16 protein-coding genes, 1 tRNA gene and 1 pseudogene are annotated in these 22,494 nt (G+C 69.1%); 1 reads left to right on the top strand and 17 read right to left on the bottom strand.

The features are described 5' to 3' along the window. Positions 1–104: 104 nt before the first annotated feature. From prfA to Sm713_RS40210, 10 genes and pseudogenes are all read right to left on the bottom strand, one after another. Positions 105–1,172: a peptide chain release factor 1 gene (prfA, locus tag Sm713_RS07970; protein WP_212908944.1), complete on the bottom strand. Its 1,068-nt coding sequence runs from the start codon at positions 1,170–1,172 to the stop codon at positions 105–107. Positions 1,173–1,342: 170 nt separating this feature from the next. Then, a complete protein-coding gene (gene rpmE / locus Sm713_RS07965; protein ID WP_212908943.1) occupies positions 1,343–1,567 on the bottom strand; it encodes a 50S ribosomal protein L31 in 225 nt (74 codons plus the stop codon). Between the two features lie 332 nt (positions 1,568–1,899). Further along, complete coding sequence (locus Sm713_RS07960; protein WP_212908942.1) at positions 1,900–3,009, bottom strand: LCP family protein; 1,110 nt, start codon at positions 3,007–3,009, stop codon at positions 1,900–1,902. A gap of 636 nt (positions 3,010–3,645) precedes the next feature. Beyond that, a complete protein-coding gene (rho, locus tag Sm713_RS07955) occupies positions 3,646–5,769 on the bottom strand; it encodes a transcription termination factor Rho (protein WP_212908941.1) in 2,124 nt (707 codons plus the stop codon). 440 nt (positions 5,770–6,209) lie between these two features. Next, on the bottom strand, positions 6,210–7,157 hold the full coding sequence (thrB, locus tag Sm713_RS07950) for a homoserine kinase (protein WP_212908940.1): 948 nt from the start codon (positions 7,155–7,157) through the stop codon (positions 6,210–6,212). Positions 7,158–7,854: 697 nt separating this feature from the next. Continuing rightward, complete coding sequence (gene thrC, locus Sm713_RS07945) at positions 7,855–8,913, bottom strand: threonine synthase (protein WP_212908939.1); 1,059 nt, start codon at positions 8,911–8,913, stop codon at positions 7,855–7,857. A 6-nt stretch (positions 8,914–8,919) separates the two neighbouring features. Further along, the gene (locus Sm713_RS07940; protein ID WP_212911861.1) at positions 8,920–10,239 is read right to left on the bottom strand and encodes a homoserine dehydrogenase; all 1,320 of its coding nucleotides are present in this window, start codon (positions 10,237–10,239) and stop codon (positions 8,920–8,922) included. Positions 10,240–10,379: 140 nt separating this feature from the next. Continuing rightward, positions 10,380–11,771, bottom strand: coding sequence for a diaminopimelate decarboxylase (gene lysA, locus Sm713_RS07935; protein ID WP_212908938.1), 1,392 nt, complete (start codon positions 11,769–11,771; stop codon positions 10,380–10,382). 213 nt (positions 11,772–11,984) lie between these two features. Beyond that, positions 11,985–13,187 carry an ArgS-related anticodon-binding protein NrtL gene (nrtL, locus tag Sm713_RS07930; RefSeq protein ID WP_212908937.1) on the bottom strand — a complete coding sequence of 401 codons (1,203 nt, stop codon included), beginning with the start codon at positions 13,185–13,187 and terminating at the stop codon, positions 11,985–11,987. A gap of 936 nt (positions 13,188–14,123) precedes the next feature. Beyond that, positions 14,124–14,496: pseudogene (locus Sm713_RS40210) on the bottom strand (response regulator); the annotation flags it as partial. A 230-nt stretch (positions 14,497–14,726) separates the two neighbouring features. Here Sm713_RS40210 and Sm713_RS07920 point away from each other — a divergent pair. Then, positions 14,727–14,798 (top strand) — tRNA-Arg (locus tag Sm713_RS07920). A gap of 231 nt (positions 14,799–15,029) precedes the next feature. Here the strand turns inward: Sm713_RS07920 and Sm713_RS07915 are convergent. The 7 genes from Sm713_RS07915 to Sm713_RS07885 all read right to left on the bottom strand — a co-directional run bounded on the left by Sm713_RS07915 (position 15,030) and on the right by Sm713_RS07885 (position 22,440). Beyond that, the gene (locus Sm713_RS07915; RefSeq protein ID WP_212908935.1) at positions 15,030–17,297 is read right to left on the bottom strand and encodes a protein kinase; all 2,268 of its coding nucleotides are present in this window, start codon (positions 17,295–17,297) and stop codon (positions 15,030–15,032) included. Between the two features lie 250 nt (positions 17,298–17,547). Beyond that, positions 17,548–18,624 (bottom strand): tyrosine-type recombinase/integrase, encoded by a 1,077-nt coding sequence (locus Sm713_RS07910; protein ID WP_308293154.1) that lies wholly within the window; start codon positions 18,622–18,624, stop codon positions 17,548–17,550. A 371-nt stretch (positions 18,625–18,995) separates the two neighbouring features. Next, complete coding sequence (locus Sm713_RS07905) at positions 18,996–19,187, bottom strand: AlpA family transcriptional regulator (protein WP_212911860.1); 192 nt, start codon at positions 19,185–19,187, stop codon at positions 18,996–18,998. A gap of 344 nt (positions 19,188–19,531) precedes the next feature. Continuing rightward, entirely contained in the window at positions 19,532–21,508 is a 1,977-nt protein-coding gene (locus tag Sm713_RS07900; protein WP_212908933.1) for a DUF3987 domain-containing protein, read from the bottom strand. Between the two features lie 88 nt (positions 21,509–21,596). After that, a complete protein-coding gene (locus Sm713_RS07895) occupies positions 21,597–21,959 on the bottom strand; it encodes a hypothetical protein (protein WP_212908932.1) in 363 nt (120 codons plus the stop codon). A 13-nt stretch (positions 21,960–21,972) separates the two neighbouring features. Continuing rightward, positions 21,973–22,167: a hypothetical protein gene (locus tag Sm713_RS07890; protein ID WP_212908931.1), complete on the bottom strand. Its 195-nt coding sequence runs from the start codon at positions 22,165–22,167 to the stop codon at positions 21,973–21,975. Positions 22,168–22,185: 18 nt separating this feature from the next. Next, on the bottom strand, positions 22,186–22,440 hold the full coding sequence (locus Sm713_RS07885) for a hypothetical protein (protein WP_212908930.1): 255 nt from the start codon (positions 22,438–22,440) through the stop codon (positions 22,186–22,188). Positions 22,441–22,494 lie beyond the last annotated feature (54 nt).

The raw sequence follows: 22,494 nt of genomic DNA, 5'->3' as shown, positions 1-22,494 counted from the left end.
GACGCGAGCCCCCGCGCGTGCGGCCGCCGCCCCGGCCGCCACCGCCCGGGCTGCTGTCCGGGCCGTCGTCCGGGCTGCTGTCCGGGCTGTCGTCCGGGCCCCGGTCATGCGGCCGCCAGCTTGGCCGCGGAGTCCGCGTCGACGCACGCCTGGATCACGGCGGCGAGCTCGCCGTCGAGCACCTGGTCCAAGTTGTACGCCTTGAAGCCCACGCGGTGGTCCGAAATGCGGTTCTCCGGGAAGTTGTACGTGCGGATCTTCTCGGAGCGGTCGACGGTCCGCACCTGGCTGCGCCGGGCGTCCGCGGCCTTGGACTCCGCCTCCTCCTGGGCCGCCGCGAGGAGCCTGGAGCGCAGGATACGCATCGCCTGCTCCTTGTTCTGGAGCTGGCTCTTCTCGTTCTGGCACGACGCCACGACGCCGGTGGGCAGGTGGGTGATGCGCACGGCGGAGTCGGTGGTGTTCACGGACTGCCCGCCGGGTCCCGAGGAGCGGTAGACGTCGATCCTCAGGTCGTTCGGGTTGATCTCGATGTCGATCTCCTCGGCCTCCGGGGTCACCAGGACCCCGGCCGCGGAGGTGTGGATCCGGCCCTGGGACTCGGTCGCGGGCACCCGCTGCACGCGGTGCACCCCGCCCTCGTACTTCAGCCGCGCCCACACGCCCTGCCCCGGCTCGACGGTGCCCCTGGTCTTCACGGCGACCTGGACGTCCTTGTAGCCGCCCAGCTCGGACTCGGTGGAGTCGATGATCTCGGTCTTCCAGCCGACCCGCTCGGCGTACCGCAGGTACATCCGCAGCAGGTCGCCGGCGAACAGCGCGGACTCGTCGCCGCCCGCGCCGGCCTTGATCTCCAGGATGACGTCCTTGTCGTCGCTGGGGTCGCGGGGCACGAGCAGCAGCCTGAGCTTCTCGGTGAGATCGTCCCGCTGCTGTTCGAGGTCGCGCACCTCGGCGGCGAAGTCGGGGTCCTCGGCGGCCAGTTCGCGTGCGGTCCCGATGTCCTCGCCGGCCTGCTTCCAGGCGCGGTAGGTGGCGACGATCGGGGTCAGCTCGGCGTAGCGCTTGTTGAGCCTGCGCGCGCCCGCCTGGTCGGCGTGGACGGCGGGGTCGGCGAGCTGCTTCTCCAGGTCTGCGTGCTCGCCGATGAGTTCCTCGACCGCCTCGAACATCTGAAGGGCTCCTGATCTGGCAACGCGTACACCTTCGGTCACGAGGCGTACGCCATGGGGGTCGTACGGAAGGGGCGATCAAAAACGCCGGTCCCGGCGCCCCGGAGCGGGGCAGCCGAGGACCGGCCTGGGGGTACCCTCCCAGGCCTTGAGGCACTGGGGGACGGCGGCTACTTCTTGGAGCCGGCAGCAGCCTTGCCGAAGCGGGCCTCGAAGCGGGCCACGCGGCCACCGGTGTCGAGGATCTTCTGCTTGCCCGTGTAGAACGGGTGGCACTCGGAGCAGACCTCGGCACGGATGGCGCCGGATCCGATGGTGCTACGGGTGGTGAACGACGCGCCGCAGGTGCAGCTCACCTGGGTCTCGACGTACTCGGGGTGAATCTCGCGCTTCAAGGTGTCTCCTAGTTTCGGGAGGGCGCCGGGTCGCCGCCCGCGGGGTGCGGGAGCGTGAACCGGAGCCGACGTACCAGTCTGCCAGGACTGGCGCCATCCCCCAAAACCGGGTGGGTGACCCGGATATTCCCTCCGGCCTGAAGGGGCGCGGGGAACTGCGCGACATGCCACAACGAGACCGTCACGTCGCCACCGGCCCAAAGGGGCAGTCGCTGCCGCCGGACCACCGGCGAGCCGGTGGTTGCTCGCGCGGTCCCAGCGACCTTGGAGCGGGCCCGGGTGCAGCCCGGCAGCGGGCCCGGGTGCAGCCCGGCGGATGGCGGCTGCACCCCTCAGCCCCCGGTGACGACCCGCCCGGCGGAACCCTGTGCCGCAGCCGACCCCTTCGTCGCCGAAGCCGGCACCGGCTTGTCCCCCTTGAGCGCGGCCCACACCTGGCGGTCCTGCGCGGCGAGCGGCAGCACCCGGTTGGCGTCGTGCGGGTCGTAGGCGACCGGCAACGTGACCATGGTCGTGCCGTTCGAGCTGATGCCCTTGAAGCCGCCCGCGAAGCCGGCCAGCTGCTTGACGGAGGCCAGCTCGGAGTCGGTGGTCATGGCGCTGGTGGCGGTGTCGGCCAGATCGTAGAGCTTGGCCGGGTCACTGATCACCCCGACCTGCCGGACCTGGTTGATCAGCGCCCTCACGAAGGCCTGCTGGAGCTCGATCCGGCCGAGGTCGCTGCCGTCGCCGACGCCGTGCCGGGTACGGACCAGGCCGAGGGCCTGCTCACCGTTGAGCGTGTGGGTGCCGGGCGCCAGGTGCAGGTGGCTCTTGTCGTCGTCGATGGCCTTGCGGGTGGTGACCGGGACGCCACCGAGGGTGTCGACGAGCTTCTTGAAACCGGTGAAGTCGACCTCGACGAAGTGGTCCATGCGGATGCCGGACATGGCCTCCACGGTCTTCACCGCGCACGCGGGGCCGCCGGCGGCGTAGGCGGAGTTGAACATCTGCTCGCGCCCGCCCTTGACCGTGCTGCCGTCGGAGGCGGTGCAGTCGGGCCTGGTGACGAGGGTGTCACGGGGTATGGAGACCACGCTGGCCCGCTTGTGGCCCTTGTAGACGTGCACGACCATCGCGGTGTCCGACCGGGCCCCGGTGCCTCCGCCACCGCCGTACGCGGCGTTGGCGCCCGAACGGGAGTCGGAGCCGAGCACCAGGATGTCCATCGAGCCGTTGTCGACGTTCTTGGGCCGGTGCTTGCCGAGGGCGGTGTTGATGTCGACGCCGCTGAGGTTGCCGTTCAGCTTGAAGTACACGTAGCCGAGGCCTCCGCCGCCGAGGAGCACCAGCCCCGCCGCCGCCCACGCCGTGGCGAGCAGGGCCTTGCGGCCCGCGCTGCGCGACTTGCGCCGCCGCGGACCTCGCCCGTCGCTGCTGTCGGCTGTGCTCTCGTAGGCCATGTACTCCTCAGATCTCCTCGCTGGCCGGTTACCCCCCGCCGTCGTCCTCACTCACCCCACCACGGCCCTGGAACCAGCCGTCAGCGTTGCACAATGCACCGATTTCACCCGGTGCCTCTCTACGCACCCTCCGCACACACCCTCCGACCCGCCCCACCTCGACCAGCAGATTCCGGCCACACAGCCGGATCCGCCGGTCCGGCGCCCGGCGAGCCAATGTGGCGAACGTCTCGTCATCGCGCGCCAGGAACGCAGCCCGCTTGAAAAGAGGCGCGGGGGGTGGAGGCCGGTCTCTGCGGTCTCCGGACCACCGCCGGTGGCTGGTTGCCCGCGCCCGCGCGGCGAAGCCGCATAGCGATGCAGCCCCGCGCCCCTTGGATGCCCCGGGGCGCAGCCCAGCATTCAAGGGGCGCGGGGAACTGCGCAACCCCCACAACGAACCCCCACCAGACCACGAACCCGAGACGACACATCAGGGGCGCGGGGAACCGCGCAAACCCCACCACGCACCCGCACCGGGCCACATCCCCGGACAACGGAAAGGGGCCGCCCCCGCCGTCAGGCGGTAGAGCGGCCCCAGAACCACCGGTCGCCGGACGCCTCCGGCACCGACCCCGGCTGACCAGCGCGTCAGCGCTAGTCCCCGTTGTTCCCCGGCGTAGGCGTCGTCTTCTGGATCTGCAGCAGGAACTCGGCGTTCGACTTCGACTGCTTCATCCGGTCCAGCAGCAGCTCGATCGCCTGCTGCTGGTCGAGCGCGTGCAGCACGCGCCGCAGCTTCCAGACGATGCCCAGCTCCTCTCCGCTGAGCAGGATCTCCTCCTTGCGGGTGCTGGACGCGTCGACGTCCACCGCCGGGAAGATGCGCTTGTCGGAGAGCTTCCGGTCGAGCTTGAGCTCCATGTTGCCGGTGCCCTTGAACTCCTCGAAGATCACCTCGTCCATGCGCGAGCCGGTGTCGACCAGCGCGGTGGCCAGGATGGTCAGCGAGCCGCCGTCCTCGATGTTGCGCGCGGCGCCGAAGAACCGCTTCGGCGGGTAGAGCGCCGTGGAGTCGACACCACCGGAGAGGATCCGGCCGGAGGCGGGCGCCGCGAGGTTGTAGGCGCGGCCCAGGCGGGTGATGGAGTCGAGCAGCACGACGACGTCGTGGCCGAGCTCGACGAGCCGCTTGGCGCGCTCGATGGCCAGCTCCGCGACGGTGGTGTGGTCCTCGGCCGGGCGGTCGAAGGTGGACGAGATGACCTCGCCCTTGACCGACCGCTGCATGTCGGTGACCTCTTCGGGACGCTCGTCGACGAGGACGACCATCAGGTGGCACTCGGGGCTGTTGTGCGTGATCGCGTTGGCGATCGCCTGCATGATCATGGTCTTACCGGTCTTCGGCGGGGCCACGATCAGGCCGCGCTGGCCCTTTCCGATGGGCGAGACCAGGTCGATGATGCGGGTGGTCAGCACGCCCGGGTCGGTCTCCAGGCGGAGCCTGTCCTGCGGGTAGAGCGGCGTCAGCTTGTTGAACTCGGGGCGGCCGCGGCCGTGTTCCGGCGCCATGCCGTTGACGGAGTCCAAGCGGACCAGGGCGTTGAACTTCTCCCTGCGCTCGCCCTCCTTGGGCTGGCGCACGGCGCCCGTGACGTGGTCGCCCTTGCGCAGGCCGTTCTTGCGGACCTGGGCCAGCGAGACGTAGACGTCGTTGGGGCCCGGCAGGTAGCCGGAGGTGCGGATGAACGCGTAGTTGTCGAGGATGTCCAGGATGCCCGCGACGGGGATCAGGACGTCGTCCTCGGTGATCTGCGGCTCGCCGACGTCGTCGCGCCCGCGACGCCCGCGGCGGTCGCGGTAGCGGCCACGGCGCCCGCGGCGGCCGCCGCCGTCGTCGTCGAAGCCGTCGTCCTGCTGGCGGTCCTGGCGGTCCTGACGGTCCTGACGGCCGCCTCCGCCGCCCTGCTGGCGCTGGTTCGCGCCGCCCTGCTGGTTCTGCTGGTCGTCGCCCTTGCCGCGGCGGTCGCGGTCCCGGTCCCTGTCGCGGTCCCGGCCGCGGCCACGGTCCCGGCGGCTCTGGCGGCCGTCGCCGTGCTCGCCGTCGTGCTTCTCGGACTGATCGGTCCTGGGCTCGGTCCGCGTCTCGGTCCTGACGTCGCCGGCCTCGGCACGGGCGTCGGGGCTGCCGGCCTCGGCGGTGACGCGGCGCCTGCGGCGCTCGCCGGCGAGCTGGTCGTCGCTGGCGGGCTGGCCGGGGATGTCGATCTGCTGGGCGCCGGACTGCTGCCCGGACGTGTCGCCGCCCGAGGAGCCCGCGCCCTCGCGGTCCTGTGCCGCGGCGCGGCCCGCCCGGCCGGCCGTCTCGGCGGCGCCCTGGGCCGTCCCGTCGTGCTGACCGGCGTCCGCCTTGGCCTCGTCGGCCTGGCCCTCGTCGCCGGTGCGCGCCCGGGAGGTGGTCCGGCGCTTCGGCTTGGTGTCGGACGGTGCACTCTTCGCCTGGGCGCCCGAGGCGGCCTGCGGGGTTCCGCCGGCCTGTGCCTCCTTGATGACCTCGATCAGCTGGCTCTTGCGCATCCGCGCGGTGCCCCTGATCCCGAGGCCCGATGCGACCTGCTGCAGCTCGGCAAGCACCATGCCCTCAAGGCCGGTGCCGCGGCGCCGCCTGGTGCCGGCCGATGCACCGGAGGCAGGCGCGGCAGAGGCGTCCGTGGCGGGCGCGGCAGCGGTATCGACCGTGCTGTCGGCACTCACGCCCATCAGATCGGTGGTGTCGCTCACGAAGGGTCCTTCCCTGGAGCGGACGTCGGCCTGTCTGGCTCGGCGACCGGTTGTGCTGTCCGGTGGTCCTTCAGATGTGGACCGTGCCGGGGCGGTGGTCCGCCAAAGCGGCGGAGAAACAACTGGTGATGATGGCGAGTCCCGGCGGCCGTGTCACGGAGTTTCTGTGTCATTCGGCTCGGTCACGCCTGTTCCGGAGCTCCCCCAGCTAGCGCTGGGAGGTAACCGACCCAGCTACCGCTGGGAGGTACACCCACTCGGCAAAACCGCTCGGTGCAGCGCACAGAACGATTGGGGAGGCTCCCGGAAGAATGTCTGTCCCGGACGGGGACACAAAGCACCTCGCCATGGTGGGGTCGGGTGCAGACTTGAGGTTAACACTACCGGATCCAACAAACATTCCCCCTCTCCACATCCGGCAACCGTATCGGGGCAATTCGTCACTCTGCTCTGGTCGGCGGTTCGGCCCTGGTGGGCGCGAGGGGCAGCACGCTCGCCCCTGCCAGGTCCAGGACCAGGCGGTTCGCCGCCCATCCGTCCCCCGCGAGCTGCGCGATCTTGTCCGCCTCGTCGCTCTGGGTCAGCGCGAGGACGGTGGGTCCCGCGCCGGAGATGACCGCCGGTACGCCGTCGGCCCGCAGCCGCTCGACGAGGGCGGCGCTCTCCGGCATGGCCGGAGCGCGGTACTCCTGGTGGAGCCGGTCCTCCGTGGCCGGCAGCAGCAGGTCGGGGCGGTTCGTCAGGGCCTCGACGAGCAGTGCCGCCCGGCCGGCGTTGGCCGCGGCGTCCACATGGGGGACGGCGCGCGGGAGGAGCCCCCGCGCGGTCTTCGTCAGTACTGGTTTACCCGGTACGAAAACCACCGGAACGATGGAATCGGCGACATCCATCCTGATCGCACGCGCCATGCCGCCCTCCATCCAGGAGATGGTGAAGCCGCCGAGCAGGCACGACGACACGTTGTCGGGGTGGCCCTCGATCTCCGTGGCGAGTTCCAGCACGGCGGCGTCGTCGAGCCTCGCCTCGCCGCCTATCGTCACGGCGCGTGCCGCGGTGATGCCGGCGCAGATCGCGGCGGACGACGAGCCCAGGCCCCGGCCGTGCGGAATGCGGTTCGCGCAGACCACCTCCAGGCCGCGGGGCTGCCCTCCGAGCAGGTCGAACGCGGTGCGCATGGCGCGTACGAGAAGGTGCGTCTCGTCGCGCGGGAGCGTGTCGCTGCCCTCGCCCGCGATGTCGATGTGCAGACCGGAGTCGGCCACTCGGACGACGACGTCGTCGTACAGCCCCAGCGCGAGGCCGAAGGTGTCGAAGCCAGGACCGAGGTTGCCGCTGGTGGCAGGGGTGCGCACCCGGACGGCGGCGGCGCGGAAGGCGGGACCGGCCATCGCTCGATGACTCTCCTTGAGCTGTGTGATGTGCGTGTTGAGCTGTGTTGAGCTGTGCGATGTAGGTGCTCTGCGAACTTCTCGATATGCGTGTCTCGATATTCCTGCCGGCTGCGGAACCTGCGCGGTCCCGGTTGCGGACGGCGGGTCCGCATGGTGGGGGTGGCGGGTCTGGGCTACGGACGGCGTACGACACATGGGGGGACGCAGCAACCCAGCGCCCAGCACAGGGGCAGCACCGCGGCATATGCGGTGAGGGGTTCAGTACAGCCTATCGAAGGAAGGTTCTGTGGCGACACAGGGCGCACAGGAGGCGCACGATGCGTGTCGTGTGCTCATCCGTGCACCCCCCGGCCGTGGTGTCCACCTCCGTGCGGCGCCTGCGTCGGGCGTGCGGCCCTCTGCGGCGGAAGTGCTCCGGGTCCTGCGTTCGGGTCTTCGGTGCGCGGGGCCTGACTGTGCCATTTGTCATGCTGCACGTTGCCGTTCGCCGTGCCGCGCGGTGCGATCCGTCGTGCCGCACGGTGCGACTCGCCGTGCCGCGCGGTGCTGCACCGTGTGCGTCCTTGCACCCTGTGCTTCCACGGTCCGGCCCCAGCCCCCGGCCCACGGTACGCCGCGGGGCCTCGGCGGGGCGAGGCATCGCGCGCGTTCGGGCGTGGCCCGGGGCGGGACCGTGGCAGGCCCCAGACCCGACCTACCCCAGCCCGAGCCGCTCCGCCGCGGCGGCCGCGTCCACCGGGACGGTGAGCGGCTGCGGGGCACCGGCGACGGCCCAGTCCGGGTCCTTGAGGCCGTTTCCGGTCACGGTGCAGACGATGCGCTGGCCGGGGTCGACGCGGCCCTGCTCCGCCGCCTTCAGCAGGCCGGCGACGGACGCGGCGGACGCGGGCTCGACGAAGACGCCCTCCTGGGCGGCCAACAGCCGGTAGGTCCGGAGGATCTCACGGTCCGTCACCTCCTCGATGAGGCCGCCGGACTCGTCCTTCGCGGCGAGCGCGTACTGCCAGGAGGCCGGGTTGCCGATGCGGATCGCGGTAGCGATCGTCGTGGGGTCCTTGACGATCTCGCCGCGCACGATCGGCGCCGCGCCGGAGGCCTGGAACCCCCACATGCGCGGGGTCCGCGTCGCGGGCCCGTCCGCCGCGTACTCGCGGTAGCCCTTCCAGTACGCGGTGATGTTGCCGGCGTTGCCGACGGGCAGGACGTGGATGTCGGGGGCGTCGCCGAGCGCGTCCACGATCTCGAACGCGGCCGTCTTCTGGCCCTCGATGCGGACCGGGTTGACCGAATTCACCAGCGACACCGGGTAGTTCTCGGACAGGCCGCGCGCCAGCGTCAGGCAGTCGTCGAAGTTGCCGTCGACCTGGAGGATCCGCGCGCCGTGCACCAGCGCCTGGCCCATCTTGCCGAGCGCGATCTTGCCCTGCGGCACCAGCACGGCGCACACCATGTCGGCGCGCACCGCGTACGCGGCGGCCGACGCGGAGGTGTTGCCGGTCGAGGCGCAGATGACGGCCTGCGCGCCCTCCTCCTTGGCCCTGGTGATGGCCATGGTCATGCCGCGGTCCTTGAACGACCCGGTCGGATTGGCGCCCTCCACCTTGAGGTGCACCTCACAGCCCGTGCGCTCGGACACCACCCGCGCGGGCACGAGCGGCGTACCGCCCTCGCGCAGCGTCACGACCTGCGTGGAGCCGGAGACGGGCAGCCGGTCCCGGTACTCCTCGATGATTCCGCGCCACTGGTGCGTCATTGCTGGTTACTCTCCTTCAACCCGCATCATGCTGGCGACACCACGCACGGTGTCCAGGGTGCGCAACGCCTCGACCGTCCCGCTGAGAGCGGCGTCGGACGCGCGATGGGTGACGACGACGAGCGAGGCCTCCGAGCCCCCCGGGGCCTTCTCGCCCTCACTCTGCCGACTCTGCTGCCGCACGGTGTCGATGGACACGCCGTGCTGGGCGAAGACCGTCGCGACCTGGGCCAGCACGCCCGGCTTGTCGGCCACGTCCAGGCTGATGTGGTAACGCGTGGTGGCCTCGCCCATCGGCGAGACGGGCAGCATGCTGTAGGCGGACTCGCCGGGTCCGGTGGCCTCGCCGAGCCGGTTGCGGCAGACGGCGACGAGGTCGCCCAGGACCGCGGACGCGGTCGGCGCGCCGCCCGCCCCGCGCCCGTAGAACATCAGCTGCCCGGCCGCCTCGGACTCCACGAAGACGGCGTTGTAGGCCTCGCGCACGGACGCCAGCGGGTGGCTGAGCGGGATCATCGCCGGGTGCACGCGCGCGGTGACGGAGCCGCCGTCCGCGGCCCGCTCGCAGATGGCGAGCAGCTTGATGGTGCAGCCCATCGCCTTGGCGGAGGCGAAGTCCGCGGCGGTGACCTCCGTCATGCCCTCGCGGTAGACGTCGTCGAGACGCACCCGGGTGTGGAAGGCGAGGCCGGCGAGGATGGCGGCCTTGGCGGCGGCGTCGAAGCCCTCGACGTCCGCGGTCGGGTCGGCCTCCGCGTAGCCGAGCGCGGTGGCCTCGTCCAGGGCCTCCTGGTAGCCGGCGCCCGTGGTGTCCATCTTGTCGAGGATGAAGTTGGTGGTGCCGTTGACGATGCCCAGCACGCGGTTCACATGGTCGCCGACGAGCGACTCGCGCAGCGGCCTGATCAGCGGGATCGCACCCGCGACCGCCGCCTCGTAGTAGAGGTCGCGGCCCTGCTGCTCCGCGGCGGCGTGCAGCGCGGAGCCGTCCTGGGCGATCAGCGCCTTGTTCGCGGACACCACCGAGGCGCCGTGCTCGAAGGCGGTGGTGATGAGGCTCCTGGCCGGCTCGATACCGCCGATGACCTCGACGACGACGTCGATGTCGCCCCGTTTGACCAGGGCCATGGCGTCCGTGGTGATGAGCGCGGGGTCGATGCCCGCCCTGACCCTGGACGGCCTGCGCACGGCGACGCCGGCCAGCTCCAGGGGGGCGCCTATCCGGGCCGCGAGGTCGTCACCGTGCGACGTCATGATGCGCGCCACCTCTGAGCCGACGTTCCCACAGCCCAGCAACGCCACTTTGAGCGGCCGCGTACCCATCATCCGACCTCGCTTCCTCATCCTCACCCACTGCTCCTCGCCCACTGCCTTCGGGGCGTGGGAGGTACCCCCGGGGACAGTCCAGTCTCACGCAGAGGACAGCAGATTCTGCCCCACGTCCGGATCCTGAGATGTCTGTTTCCTCAGCCGACATCGAGACGCAGGAGGTCTTCCTCCGTCTCACGCCGGACGATGGCCCGTGCCGTGCCGGCGGTGACGGCGACGACGGGAGGGCGCAGCGCGTGGTTGTAGTTGCTCGCCATCGAGCGGCAGTACGCGCCCGTGGCCGGCACCGCGATCAGGTCCCCCGGCGCCAGGTCCGCCGGCAGGAAGGCGTCCCGGACGACGATGTCCCCGCTCTCGCAGTGCTTGCCCACGACACGCACCAGCATCGGTTCCGCGTCGGAGGTGCGCGATGCCAGAGCGACACTGTATTCGGCGTCGTACAGCGCCGTCCGGATGTTGTCGGACATCCCGCCGTCGACGGAGACGTAGGTGCGCAGCCCGTCGAGCGGCTTGATGGTGCCGACCTCGTAGAGCGTGAAGGCGGACGGGCCGACGATGGCGCGCCCCGGCTCGACGGAGATCCGCGGCACCCGGAGCCCCGCCGCCTCGCACTCCCGCTCGACGATCTCGCGCAGCGCCTTGGCGATCTCCTGCGGCTCGCGGGGGTCGTCGTCCGAGGTGTAGGCGATGCCCAGGCCGCCGCCGAGGTCGATCTCGGGCAGTTCCACGCCGTGCTCGTCGCGGACCTGGGCGAGCAGCGAGACCACCCGCCGGGCGGCCACCTCGAAGCCCGCGGTGTCGAAGATCTGCGACCCGATGTGCGAATGGACCCCGACGACCTCAAGACCGTCGAGCCCGAGCGCGCGCCGCACCGCCTCGGCGGCCTGCCCGTCCGCGAGGCCGATGCCGAACTTCTGGTCCTCGTGGGCGGTGGCGATGAACTCGTGGGTGTGGGCCTCGACACCCACGGTCACCCGGATCTGCACGGCCTGCCGCCTGCCGAGCCGCTGCGCGGTGTGGGCGACGCGCACGATCTCATCGAACGAGTCCAGCACGATCCGCCCCACGCCGGCCAAGACGGCACGCTCGATCTCGGCGGCGGACTTGTTGTTCCCGTGCAGCGCGATCCGCTCCGGCGGCATACCCGCGTCGAGGGCGGTGGCCAGCTCCCCGGCGGAGCAGACGTCGAGGTTGATCCCCTCCTCGTTCAGCCAGCGGACCACGGCCCGCGACAGGAACGCCTTGCCGGCGTAGAACACGTCCGCGTCGGGCCCGAACGCGGTCTTCCACGCGTGCACCCGGGCCCGGAAGTCGTCCTCGTCGAGGAAGTAGCCGGGCGTCCCGAACTCCTCGGCGAGCGTGGCCACGTCGATCCCGCCGACGGTCAGCACGCCGTCGGCGTTCCGCCGGACGGTCCGGGACCAGACCTTGGGGTCGAGGTCGTTGAGATCGGCGGGCGGGGCGAGAAGGTGCCCGTCCGGCAGCACGTCGGCGTGCCGGGGGCCGGCGGGGTGGGCGGAACGGCTCATTTGGTGCTCTGCTCTTTCGGGTGGGTTCGCGGTGGGTGCTTTGTTGTTCTGGGGGGCGGGCGGTGCGGTCGGGGCGTTGGTCTTCTGGGGGGCGGCCGGTTTGGTGGTTCGCGGTCGGTTTCTTGGGGTGCGGCCGGTTTGGCGGTCCGCGATCGTTCGAGCTTCGGCCCGCACGGGCTCCGCTCCGTTACGGCGGCCGTGCGGCACCTGAGGTCAGATGGTGTCGGGGGCGTCGATGCCGAGCAGGTCCAGGCCGCCGGCCAGCACCGTCCCGGCCGCTTCGGCGAGCGCGAGCCGGGCCCGGTGGGCGGCCGAGGGTTTCTCGTCGCCGACGGGGAGGATCCGGACGGAACCCTGGTACGCGAGGTAGGCGTCCGCGGTACGCACGAGGTGACGCGCCAGGACGTCGGGGGCACGGCGGCGGGCGGCGGTGGCCAGGGCTTGGGGGTAGGTGGAGAGGGCGGTGACCAGGGGGGTGGTAGGGGGGTCGGTGAGGGTGGCTGAGGGGTCGCCTGCGGTGGCCTCGGGTGTGAGCGCGGGTGCAGGGCCCAGGTCGCCCGGCTCGGAGGTGAAGCCGAGGGCTGCGGCGTTGCGGACCAGGGCGCGGGTGCGGGCGTGGGCGTAACGGACCCGGAAGAGAGGGTTGCTCTCACGCTGGACGAGATGGTCCTCGGCGATCCGGGGCCGGTCGTGGGCGGCGGGGTACAGCAGAGCCCAGCGGCCGGCGGCGCGCCCGAGTGGGAGGGGGTCGGCGGGTGCCGGAACGGGACGGACAAGGAGGACGGAAGCGGAGGCAAGGTCGGCGTCGTGGCCTGGACCGTCGTCTTCGTCGATGTAGTCGATGTTCTCGATGTGGTCGCCCGACAGCGGGTCGTACGGGGGCACGCTGAGGGCGCCCCAGGCGGGATCCGGCCCGGCAGCGTCCTCGTACCGAAGCAGGACGGAAACGCCCTGGGACCGGAGAATGCGGGCGAGGGCATCGGCGAGCACGGCGGCGCGGGGGCCGGGGGCGACCTGGAGTCGGACGGATACGGGGCGGTCGTGCGCGAGAGGCCCCGCGGGGACGCGCTCGTCGACGTGCCCGTAGGAGGAACCGCCACGGAGAACATCCCGTACGAGTCCGGAGAGCCCGTCACCGTCAAGGGTGATGTTGAGGAACCCGGGCCCGGTGATCTCGACACCGGCGACGCCGGGGACGACGAGCAGCCGATCCCGAAGCACCTCGGCGATCTGCCGTGGTGCCTGCCCCGAGGGCCGGGCGAGCTGGAGCGCGATCCCGGTGGCGTAGTCCCCGCAGCCGCCGGGCCGGGGCCTCTCGACGAGAGCCTTCGCAGGTACGGCCACGCTCAGCTCCCCCGCGTCCACGGCACAGCGCACGGCGTGCAGCACGGTACGGGAGAGCTCGACGGGGGTCACGGGACAAGCGTATGGGAGGGAGGGGGTGGGTTCGCGAACTGGTTTCGGATGCCGGAAAGAGACCGTAGGGGACAGGACCGTAGGGCAAAGGACGAACTCAGACGCCACTACCGCGCCGGGCGCACCCGGCCTCACCGGCACCGTGATCACGCGGGGAGGCAGCCCGGGACCCACCAGGCCCGGAGCCACGATGCGGCTCGCTGTCGGATGCCGACGATGACCGCCCACCGTCGGAGGCCCCGGAGGAGCGGGCGATGCCACGCGACTCGGAGGACTCGGAGGCAGGCCCTTGACGCGCAGCTCGCGGACGCTCGCCGAGAAAGGCCTGCTCAGCGAGAAATGCCTCATCGTCGGAAGGGGATTCGGAAGGACAGGAAGACTGATCACCGGACCAGCCCTGCTCACGCATAGCGGACCGATCCCCGGCACCGGACTGACCCCCGAGACAGGAGTGATCACCGTGCCCGCTATGTCCACGCCCCCCGAGACCGAGCCCGCCGGCAGTGGCGCCGCGTCGGGCATGAGCGCCACGAGGGGCGGCCGCGGACGAATCTGAACCGTCACGGGAACCGTCGTACGAACCGGATGCGAGGCCGGACCGCCCGTGGAGCCCGAACCCGGTGGGCCCACCGGGCCCGCCACGTTCCCGCCCGGTGTCCCGATCGGAACCGGACTCACGCTCGACGCCGGGACGGGGCCCCGGACGGGCGTCGCGCTCCAGGTCGGGGTGACCGCCGGCGTCGGAGCGGGTCCGAAACCCGAAGGATCCGCCGGAACCACCGGAGCCGCCGGACCCGGACCGATCACGGAGATCAGCATGCTCGGAGACCCCGGAATCGTCGCCGAGACCGGCACAACGATCACCGAGATCGGCACGCCCCCCGTCGCCGCCTCGATCACCGAGATCGGCAAGGAACCCGACAGGCGGAACGGCACGCTGCTCGACGAGCAACCGCACCGTCCGCACGAGGTCGGCGGGCTCGAAGGGCTTGGAGATATAGGCGTCGATGCCGGACCCGGGCCCGAACCCGGCTTCCTGCGGGGTACAGCCGCTGACTATGACGACGGGCAGGGAACGGGTCCGCGGATCGGACCGCAGCATCTGCGCGGTGCGCACTCCGTCAAGCCGAGGCATGACCACATCAAGGGTGATCACGTCAGGCCGCACCTGATGCACGACATCCAGACACTCGGCACCGTCAGCCGCGGTCACGACCTCGAAACCCTCCAGTTCGAGGTTGACCCTGATCAGTTGCCGGATGACCTTGTTGTCATCGACAACAAGCACCCGCCCCGACGCCCCAGGCACAAGTCGAGACTAGGTCGACCACCCGGCCCGCGTCCGGCTTTTCCCCACTTCCACCCCCTCCGGGGGACCTCCGAGGGACACACCGCGCCCCACCTCCCGAGGCCCCCGCCCCTCCCCCACCAGCGAACCCCCGATCAACGCACGTCCTCGGCACCGAGCCAAAACCCGTTCATGACCACCCCACCCAAGCTGATAGGGTTCTACCCGTCAGAGCGCAACGCGCCAGACACGCCCCCGTAGCTCAGGGGATAGAGCAACGGCCTCCGGAGCCGTGTGCGCAGGTTCGAATCCTGCCGGGGGCACTCGCCGAAGATCAGCAGAAACTACGCGCTGACCAGGGCGGATGCCGACAATAGAGGGCGGGAGTCACTCTCACTGACTCCCGCCCTCTCTCGTTGCCTCTCAGCGTTCGCGACACACCTCCGTCACGCCGTCGGTCCGTCTGGCTGTCAAAACTTTCAGGGCTGCCCCAGGCAGTCTGCTGTTGTGCAGGACCGCCAGACGTCGGAGGCCATTTTCGCTGGCCTTTGCCTTTACGACTGGCCTGTCTGCACAGCCGCACGAATCGCCTGGCGGACCCACGGGTCCACTGTTCCATCCTGGGACAAGCCGGAAAAATGTCGAGCTGAACCAGGGTGATCATGCAGAACCGCTGCTACGAGGTTTGCTGCCTTTCCCGACAGGGAGCGCAACCAGGGCGCGATCTGATCTTGGGCATTCCATTGATCCCACGCGGTGTCCCAGATGAACATTCTGCGGGCAGCGTCATCGAGAAGATCCCAATCTTCCTTGGCTGTGGCAAAATTAGCAATCGCGAGGAGCCATATAACCGCTCGGGCAGCTTCGGAAAATTGTACACGCCGCCTCCCTCCACCATCGGCATGCCTGGCCATAGCTTGCAGGAGTCGGTTGCTGTCTTGAGAGTTTCGAGATAGCCACGGGCCTGCTTGTTCAGCCGACAGTTCTGTCAATACGTGAAGGTAAAGAGTATAGCTTTCCGGGTAATCCACGATCAGTTCTAGCAATGCGTTAACCGCTTGTGGATCGCCGGCACGCGCCCTTTCCCGCAGTCGCCTAGCCCGCTCAACCGGCGACTCACTAGGTTCCGTAAACTCGCGATTAATCAATTGACGCAATTCCTGAATGGTCTGCGGTCTCTGCTTGGGGTCTGCATGGGCAGCGACTCGGGTTACGTTCCTCCATGGCCCTGGATCGGGCAAAAGCTGCACGTTCATCTGCGGGTTCTCGCCGGTAAGAGCCCACGCGATGACACGTCCGATTCCATATATATCTGAGGATGGCGTGGCATCGTGGGCATCAAGGAAGAGTTCTGGCGCCCCGAAACCCTCAGTTCCGATCTTTCGAGTACGCCCGACTTTTGTTGTCTGACCTCTGGGCCGACGAACGATTCCCCAGTCTGCGAGCGTCCATCGTTTATCCAGCAGCAGGATATTCGAGGGCTTTACGTCACGATGCAGCCAGTCATGGGTGTGCGCGAGTTCGAGCACGTCCATCAGCGCCTCTACGAGCGCGCGGAGGTGCGTAGGATCATTGAGGAGGTCCCGGCAATCTTCTGCGGTCCCCTGCGCCATCGGCATGACCAGCCAACCATCCTCTGGGTTGGAGTCGAGAATAGGCATGTAGTTTGGGTGCCGACCGAGCAGCTGCGATACCTCGATTTCCCGGCGCATTCGTGCACGAGGTTCTTCCCATTCTGAGGACCGACGTTTGAAAGCGACTTCGGCTCCAGTCGCCTTGTGCACGGCGCGGAAGACTTCGGCTTGTCCACCCGTTTCCTCCGGGAGGCGATTTAGGGCGTAATCCTTGCGATTGCCGCGCGCCTGCGCCCGCACTTGGTCATATGGGTGCATCGCACCTTGCTCACCCTGCGATCGACCACTATTCGCAGTCGCAGTTGCCAGTCGGGCGAGCCCTGGGATAGCTGGACGTGCCTGAACTGGAATGCGACGACCACCAAAGATGGGAAAGCCACTGATGGTATCAACTGAAGAGATGGTGTAGCCATCTCGGGCCAGCGAGCTATTGAACACCTTCAGTAACCGCTGCACCTCCACTACGTCAGTTCGAACAATAGGGTGAAGCATCTCGGATAGGAAGCGGAGGAAGGTACTGTCTGGACCTTGACTGAGTCCGAACCGCGGGTCTGTAAAGACCCAGTCTGACTCCCAATCCTCATTATTGAAGCGATGCTGAATGATGTCACCCTCCGCCGTGGCGAAGCGCGAGTCGTAGCTTTCCAGCGTATCCAAATCAAATATGCGCTTAAGGAATTCGACCTCGTCCAGTTCGCCAGCCCAGTCAACTTTTTGCAGCCTCAAAGCATCAAAGAGCCGCCTGCGGGTGACCTCGCTGATGCGTGGCGGTCTGCTTCTGCCAAACTGTTCGTCTCCTCCGCCCTGCAATAGGGAGGACGAGGGTGCATGCCGAGGGTGCAGTGCATGACGCCAATTATCGTCCGGACCGGGGAGAGCTGGCTTGAGTAGGATTCGGTCCACGCTTGAACGACCGTTCTGACTGGCAACTTCGGCGATCGTCGGTAGCAAGTACTCCAGCACATCCTCGCCGAAGCTGGGCATGTCGATCTCGTCGATATAGAAGAGTGCAGCCCAGAAATAACTATGCCAGTTGGTACTGTCGGTAAATCCGTCATCTGTCTGCTCGAAATCCAGCCGCTCAACTGCGCGAAGCAGTTCAATAGCTCCGGTGTCTGAGCGTGCAGAGAAGACTGCCGCAGCTTGCGCCAAAACACGTTCCCCGACCTGCTCATGTCCGCTGTCCATCGCCCACCCCAGTCAGCTACCACCCGAGACGCGGCGCCCCATCAGTACCAGCACTGTCTCGTAGCACATATGCCCCGCTCCGAGCCCGCAAGGCGGGACCGCCCCCTGCAACGCAGGAAGAACGGACAGCTTAGTGCGTTGCGCAACCAGCCTCGACGACCTTGCCTGAAGGCGCATCAATGAGTTGACGGGCCTTCAGGCAAGATCGAGACTCCGAGCGGCTCGCGATCCCTCCGAGCTGAACAAGTCTCTATGCCGCGTCGCCGTCGTCCGCCAACTGCTTCGCGATCTTGGCGTTGGCAGCTTCCTCGTGACCGTCGATACAGCCGTGATACCGGCGATGGATTACTTCTGGCGAGTTACCGACCCGCCGCGCCACCTCAGCGATAGGCACCCCCGCGTTCAGCCAGCGCGTGATGCAGGCGTGGCGCAGGTCGTACGGGCGCCCAGCCAACGACGAGTCGACGCGCTCCGGTGGCAGGGCATACCGACGCGCTTCCTCCCACACACGCCAGTAGGTGGATGAGCCGACCACTCCCCCTCGCTCATTGCCGAACACTCGTCCTTCCTTGGCCGTACCGAATGTTCTCAGGTGCGCTCGGAAGATCGCCACCAGGACGGGCGGGATGGGTACCGGCCGGTCAGCGGATGCCTCGCGTGCCTTCAGCCCCCGGCGGTCGTGCCGCTCTCCTGAGTCGGTCCATTGCTTGCCGGAGACGGGGCGTGTCTCCCGCAACGTCAACGTGCCCCAGCCCGTCTCGGGTAGGTCACAGTCCGACAGACGCAGCCCCGCAGCCTCAGCCGGCCGCAACCCCGCGTAGTACAGCGCGCCGTAGAAGGCCGCCAAGCGCCGCCCGCGGCCACGGTCCCACGATCCGACGTAGGAGACCGCTGTGAGCAGTTCCCGCCCCTGTACGGCGTTTACCAGAACGCGCCGGTCCACCGTGTCCGTGGAGCCCACACGCTTCCTGCCGGCCCGCTGCAAGGGATTCTCGGGAAGCTCCCCGGTCGCCACGGCGTATTCGAGGGCGGTATTCAGGGCGCGGCGCCGTCGCTTGTACGTCTCGCCGGCGGCCGGGGTCCCGTCCAGGCGGTAACTGAGCCGGTACATCACGTCCTCGAACACCACTGCGTCGGCCAGGTCGACAACGGGACGATCTGATGCCGTTACCCAGTCGTACGCGGCCCTCAGATCCGCCGGCGGCTCGTCTTCGGCGTTCGCCGGTATGATCGCCCACCGGAATGCCAGTCGCAAGGACTTGTCCGCAGGGATGGTCTGGCCGCGTTTCACCATGGCCAGGGAAACGGTCGCGAGGCTGTCCGCCATGCTTTCTCGGCTCTTAGCCGCACTCGTACGCCACCGTCCGGCCACGTACTTCCGGCAAAACTCGAACCACCGCAACTGGGGCTCGGCGTTTCGGGCTTCCGCTGCCGCACGTACTTCCGACTCAGGCAATCCCGAGGCGATCTCGAATGCCTCACCACGTCGCATGGCCTGCCGCAACTCCGAACGACGACTGTCCGCAAGGGCCGACGTCGCAAAGGTGGCGCCATGCACTTGACCTCCGACCACCCAACGCAGACGGTAAGGCCGCGATTTACGGCCCGTCTTGGTGACCTTCCACAGCCGGATGTCCAAGGAATACCCCAGTCGAGCCGACCCGCGAGGCTGCACGACTGGTGTTTCGTTTGTTCCGTTCACGCCGCCTCCTCCCGCTCCGTGAGCCACCGTTCGTACTCAGACCGGCGGATGCGCACGTCCCCGTTGGGCAGCTTGATCGAGCGAGGTGCTTTGCCGAGTTGACGCCACCGGTAGAAGGTTGCCGGGGCCACCTTGAGATCGGCGATGACTTCCTTGATGGTCAGCTTCTCGTCCCGCGCTCCGGACACGGCTGTCACCCTCTGGTGCCTCCTCGGTTGGTTCCCGATCAGGGGTGGGGCTGCCGCAGAAACCGCACAATCCGCAGAAACCCCTTCGTCTGTGCTGTGACCTGGCTCTTTGAGGACTCCAGCGTTGCCGCCGCAGAAGTCGAAGGAAGCTCCGCAAAAAGCCGAGCAGGAGGGCAGGGCAGTACCCGTTCGGGTGGTCGGAGTGATTTGTGCGGCCGTTACATCGCTTTCTGCGACGAGCGCACCCATGCCATGTCGTCGCTGATCAACAGGCATGCGGCCGTCTTTCCGCGGATTCTGCGGTTTGTGCGGCAGGCACGCGGCGGGGGCCATGGTGAGGGGCGTCATGCGTTGCCCTCCCGCACCTGGGGGTGGATGAGGTACCGGGGAGCCGGCGGGCGTCCGCGCTTGCCGTTGCGGGGCGGCACGTGGGTGCGCAGGTAGCCGTGTTCCTCCAGGAGACTGACGGCCGGCTCCATGTCGGCCACGGTCGGGAACTCCGAGCGGGACAGCTTGGCGAACAAGTCCCGTCGGGAGACGGTGTCCCATCCGTTGGCCGTGAGCACGTCCAGTAGCGAGCGGGCGCGGGCCTGCGCCGCGTCGGCGCCCATAAGGTCGAAGACGACCAAGGCGTGATCCGTGAAGTAGTCGCCCACCTCGATGGCGGCCGTCATGGTGTCCGCGTCGACGGGGCGGCCGTAGCCGTCCTGAAGGTGGGCGGCCAGGTGCAGGAGTCCGGCGATCCGTGCCGTCGTACCGATCAGTTTGCCCGCCCACTTGGCGACGTGACCGAGCCTGCCGCCCCTGGCCCGAAGCTGCGGCTCGATGCGGTGCTCGTAGGCCATCAGGGTTTCGTTGGCGGCCGGTGAGAGCTGGAGGACGAGAGGCTGGCTGAGGTCGGCGAGGGAGAGCGTCAGGGACGTGACGTCGCGCTCATATGCGGCGGCCACGGTTTCCGGGACGGCCGCCGGGTTGATCTGCCGGTAGCCCACGAGGGACGTCGGCAGGGCGTACAAGAACCGGGCGAGGAGTCCGCGACCGTCGAAGCCGCGGTTCTTGCCGATGTCCTCCAGGACGGAGGGCTGAACGGCCAGGCCCATGGTCAGCGCGGGCGCCTCCATGAACTCCTCGCGGTTGCGGCGGTCCACGCGCAGCCGGTCACCCGCGTGTCCTTTGAGGAAGACCTCCAGGTTCGGGCTGCCGGAGTAGCGGCCGGCGATGATGTCGAAAATGCCTCCCTCGGCGCTCATGACGGCCAGACGTCCGCCTTGCTCGGCCATGAGGGACGTCACGGTCTCAGGCGTGGAGTCGTCGGCCAGCAGACGAGGCTTGGCCGGGACCTCCAGACCGGCGGCGTGCTGGGCAAGGTCGACGGCTTCCGCCACGAGGGCGTCACGCTCGGGGCCGTCGGCGCCCGCGGCCTTCGCGGCGGCCTTGTCCGCCACCTCCTGCGCCACCCTGCGCGTCAGCTCGGCTTCGACGATGCGTGCGGCGGCGGTCTCGACGAGGGTCTTCTCCGCGGCGTAGAGAGGACCGGTCATCGCGGCGAAGACCGCCGACTTGCGGTTGGCGGGCGGCAGGGCCACGACGACGTAGAGGTTGGTCGGCTCGTGCCACCGCCCGCGCACGCGGACCACGGTGCGACCGCCCGCGGCCGTCGCCAGCACGCTCAGCCCGAGGGCTGCCGCCACGTCCACGGGGGTCTGCGTCTCTTCGGCGAGGGCGCCGCAGAAGTCGGCCAGCCACGCGGGGAAGGCGTGCAGCGGGAATGCCGGAAGGGTGGGCTTCGTACTCAGCGGGATGGGGGCCTGCCATCGCTCGGGAACGTTCTCCTCACCGAGCGCCAGGGCCTCGCGTACGTCCGCGGTGGTGGCGTCCGGCGCGGCAGCGGCTTGGACGAGTCTCGTGCCGACTTCCATCAGTCGGCGGCGCTCGGCCAGCTCGTGCACGATCTCGGCGTAGTGCGCGGCGTGCGCCGCGGTGGGCACGGCCTGGACGAGACGGTGTACGTACGCGGGGCCGCCGACTCGCCGCAGGTCGCCGGCACGGTCGAGAGCGTGCGTCACGGTGATGGGGTCGGCAGGGGTTCCCTCCTGGTGGAGGGCGACGACGGTGCGGTGGATGGTCTCGTGAGCCGGCTGGTAGTAGTCGGCGGGCGTCAGCACGGCGCGAACTTCGGTGATGACGGCCGCGGAGAGCATCATGGCGCCGAGTACGGCAGCTTCGGCTTCGAGGTCGACGGGTGGTCCGCCACGTTCGCCGCGCCCGGGGAACGGCCGGATGTCGTCATTGTTCGGGGATGCGAAGGGCCCGGATGGCATCCTGGGAGCCTCCTGTTTCTTGGTTGGGACGGGAGAGCCGGAGGCGGCGGGCTTTCTTGGTCGGGAGTGCCGCCGCCTCCGGGCGTGATCAGGTGGTGCGCCAGGTCAGGTACGCCAGGCGGACGTACTGCCGGCGGGGCTGGTCCCCACATGTCCGAGGCGGGCCGAATGTTGTGTCCGCCCGGTCTCCGTAGTCGAGTTCGGCCAGTCGGCAGGCGGCCAGCTCCGCCACCTGTCCGGCTTCTGCTGCGGACGCGAGCCCGTAGGTCTCGGCTTCATACACAGCGATGCGGTCCAGGACGGCGGCTTTACGAAGCCAGAACTCCCGCTCCATCGGCCGGCGGTCGGGATCGTTTGCCGTTGCGGCAATCCACCCGATCTCGCTGACGATGCTGGGGGCGTCCGCGTACGCGATCTCCGGTGCCAGGAAGGCGAGGGGGAAGTCGTTCATGTTGCGGACTCCTTCAGTCGCCGACGTGACCGACGGCGTTGGCAACGGCGGTCATGAACTCGTTGATCGAGTCGGCGGCACCCGTCTCGGCGAGGTAGAAGCCGAAAAGAGCGATGAGGACGAACGCGCCGAAGCCGACGGCGCGGAACTTCAGCAAAGCGGCGGCGAAGACGCCGAGGATGAGGACCAGGGAAATGGTCAAGGTCATGCTGTGTCTCCTGACAGGTCAGCGGGTTCCGTCGCGGTGGAAGCCGGCGACGCGGTTGTAGAGCCAGCGGCCGATGCGGATGCGGCGGCCGTAGCCGTGGCAGCTCCGGCAGACGCGGCCCGGCTTGAGCCGGCCGGTGACGCGGCTCTGCCGGATCTGGTGGCCGAAGCCGTTGCACTTGCGGCAGGTCCCGAAGGGCGAGACGGCACATAGAGCCGCGTAACCCAGAGTGATGAAGATGAGGCCGGGTATAGCGGTCAGCGCATGGGGCATGGAGCCCTCCCAGGGCAGGTTTTCGGTGTTCGAGGCATGGGGCTGCTACGCGCT

The organism is Streptomyces sp. TS71-3 (assembly GCF_018327685.1).
Classification (GTDB): domain Bacteria; phylum Actinomycetota; class Actinomycetes; order Streptomycetales; family Streptomycetaceae; genus Streptomyces.
Note: the sequence above shows the minus strand (reverse complement) of the source record. Positions and strands in the feature narration are given on the sequence as shown.

Excerpts from the sequence above, each read along its gene's own strand:
- lysA (WP_212908938.1), bottom strand. The coding sequence starts at position 11,771 with ATGAGCCGTTCCGCCCACCCCGCCGGCCCCCGGCACGCCGACGTGCTG.
- Sm713_RS07900 (WP_212908933.1), bottom strand. The coding sequence starts at position 21,508 with ATGCCATCCGGGCCCTTCGCATCCCCGAACAATGACGACATCCGGCCG.
- Sm713_RS07940 (WP_212911861.1), bottom strand. The coding sequence starts at position 10,239 with ATGATGGGTACGCGGCCGCTCAAAGTGGCGTTGCTGGGCTGTGGGAAC.
- Sm713_RS07910 (WP_308293154.1), bottom strand. The coding sequence starts at position 18,624 with ATGGCGGACAGCCTCGCGACCGTTTCCCTGGCCATGGTGAAACGCGGC.
- Sm713_RS07960 (WP_212908942.1), bottom strand. The coding sequence starts at position 3,009 with ATGGCCTACGAGAGCACAGCCGACAGCAGCGACGGGCGAGGTCCGCGG.
- thrC (WP_212908939.1), bottom strand. The coding sequence starts at position 8,913 with ATGACGCACCAGTGGCGCGGAATCATCGAGGAGTACCGGGACCGGCTG.
- Sm713_RS07915 (WP_212908935.1), bottom strand. The coding sequence starts at position 17,297 with ATGGACAGCGGACATGAGCAGGTCGGGGAACGTGTTTTGGCGCAAGCT.
- thrB (WP_212908940.1), bottom strand. The coding sequence starts at position 7,157 with ATGGCCGGTCCCGCCTTCCGCGCCGCCGCCGTCCGGGTGCGCACCCCT.
- Sm713_RS07885 (WP_212908930.1), bottom strand. The coding sequence starts at position 22,440 with ATGCCCCATGCGCTGACCGCTATACCCGGCCTCATCTTCATCACTCTG.
- Sm713_RS07890 (WP_212908931.1), bottom strand. The coding sequence starts at position 22,167 with ATGACCTTGACCATTTCCCTGGTCCTCATCCTCGGCGTCTTCGCCGCC.
- Sm713_RS07895 (WP_212908932.1), bottom strand. The coding sequence starts at position 21,959 with ATGAACGACTTCCCCCTCGCCTTCCTGGCACCGGAGATCGCGTACGCG.
- prfA (WP_212908944.1), bottom strand. The coding sequence starts at position 1,172 with ATGTTCGAGGCGGTCGAGGAACTCATCGGCGAGCACGCAGACCTGGAG.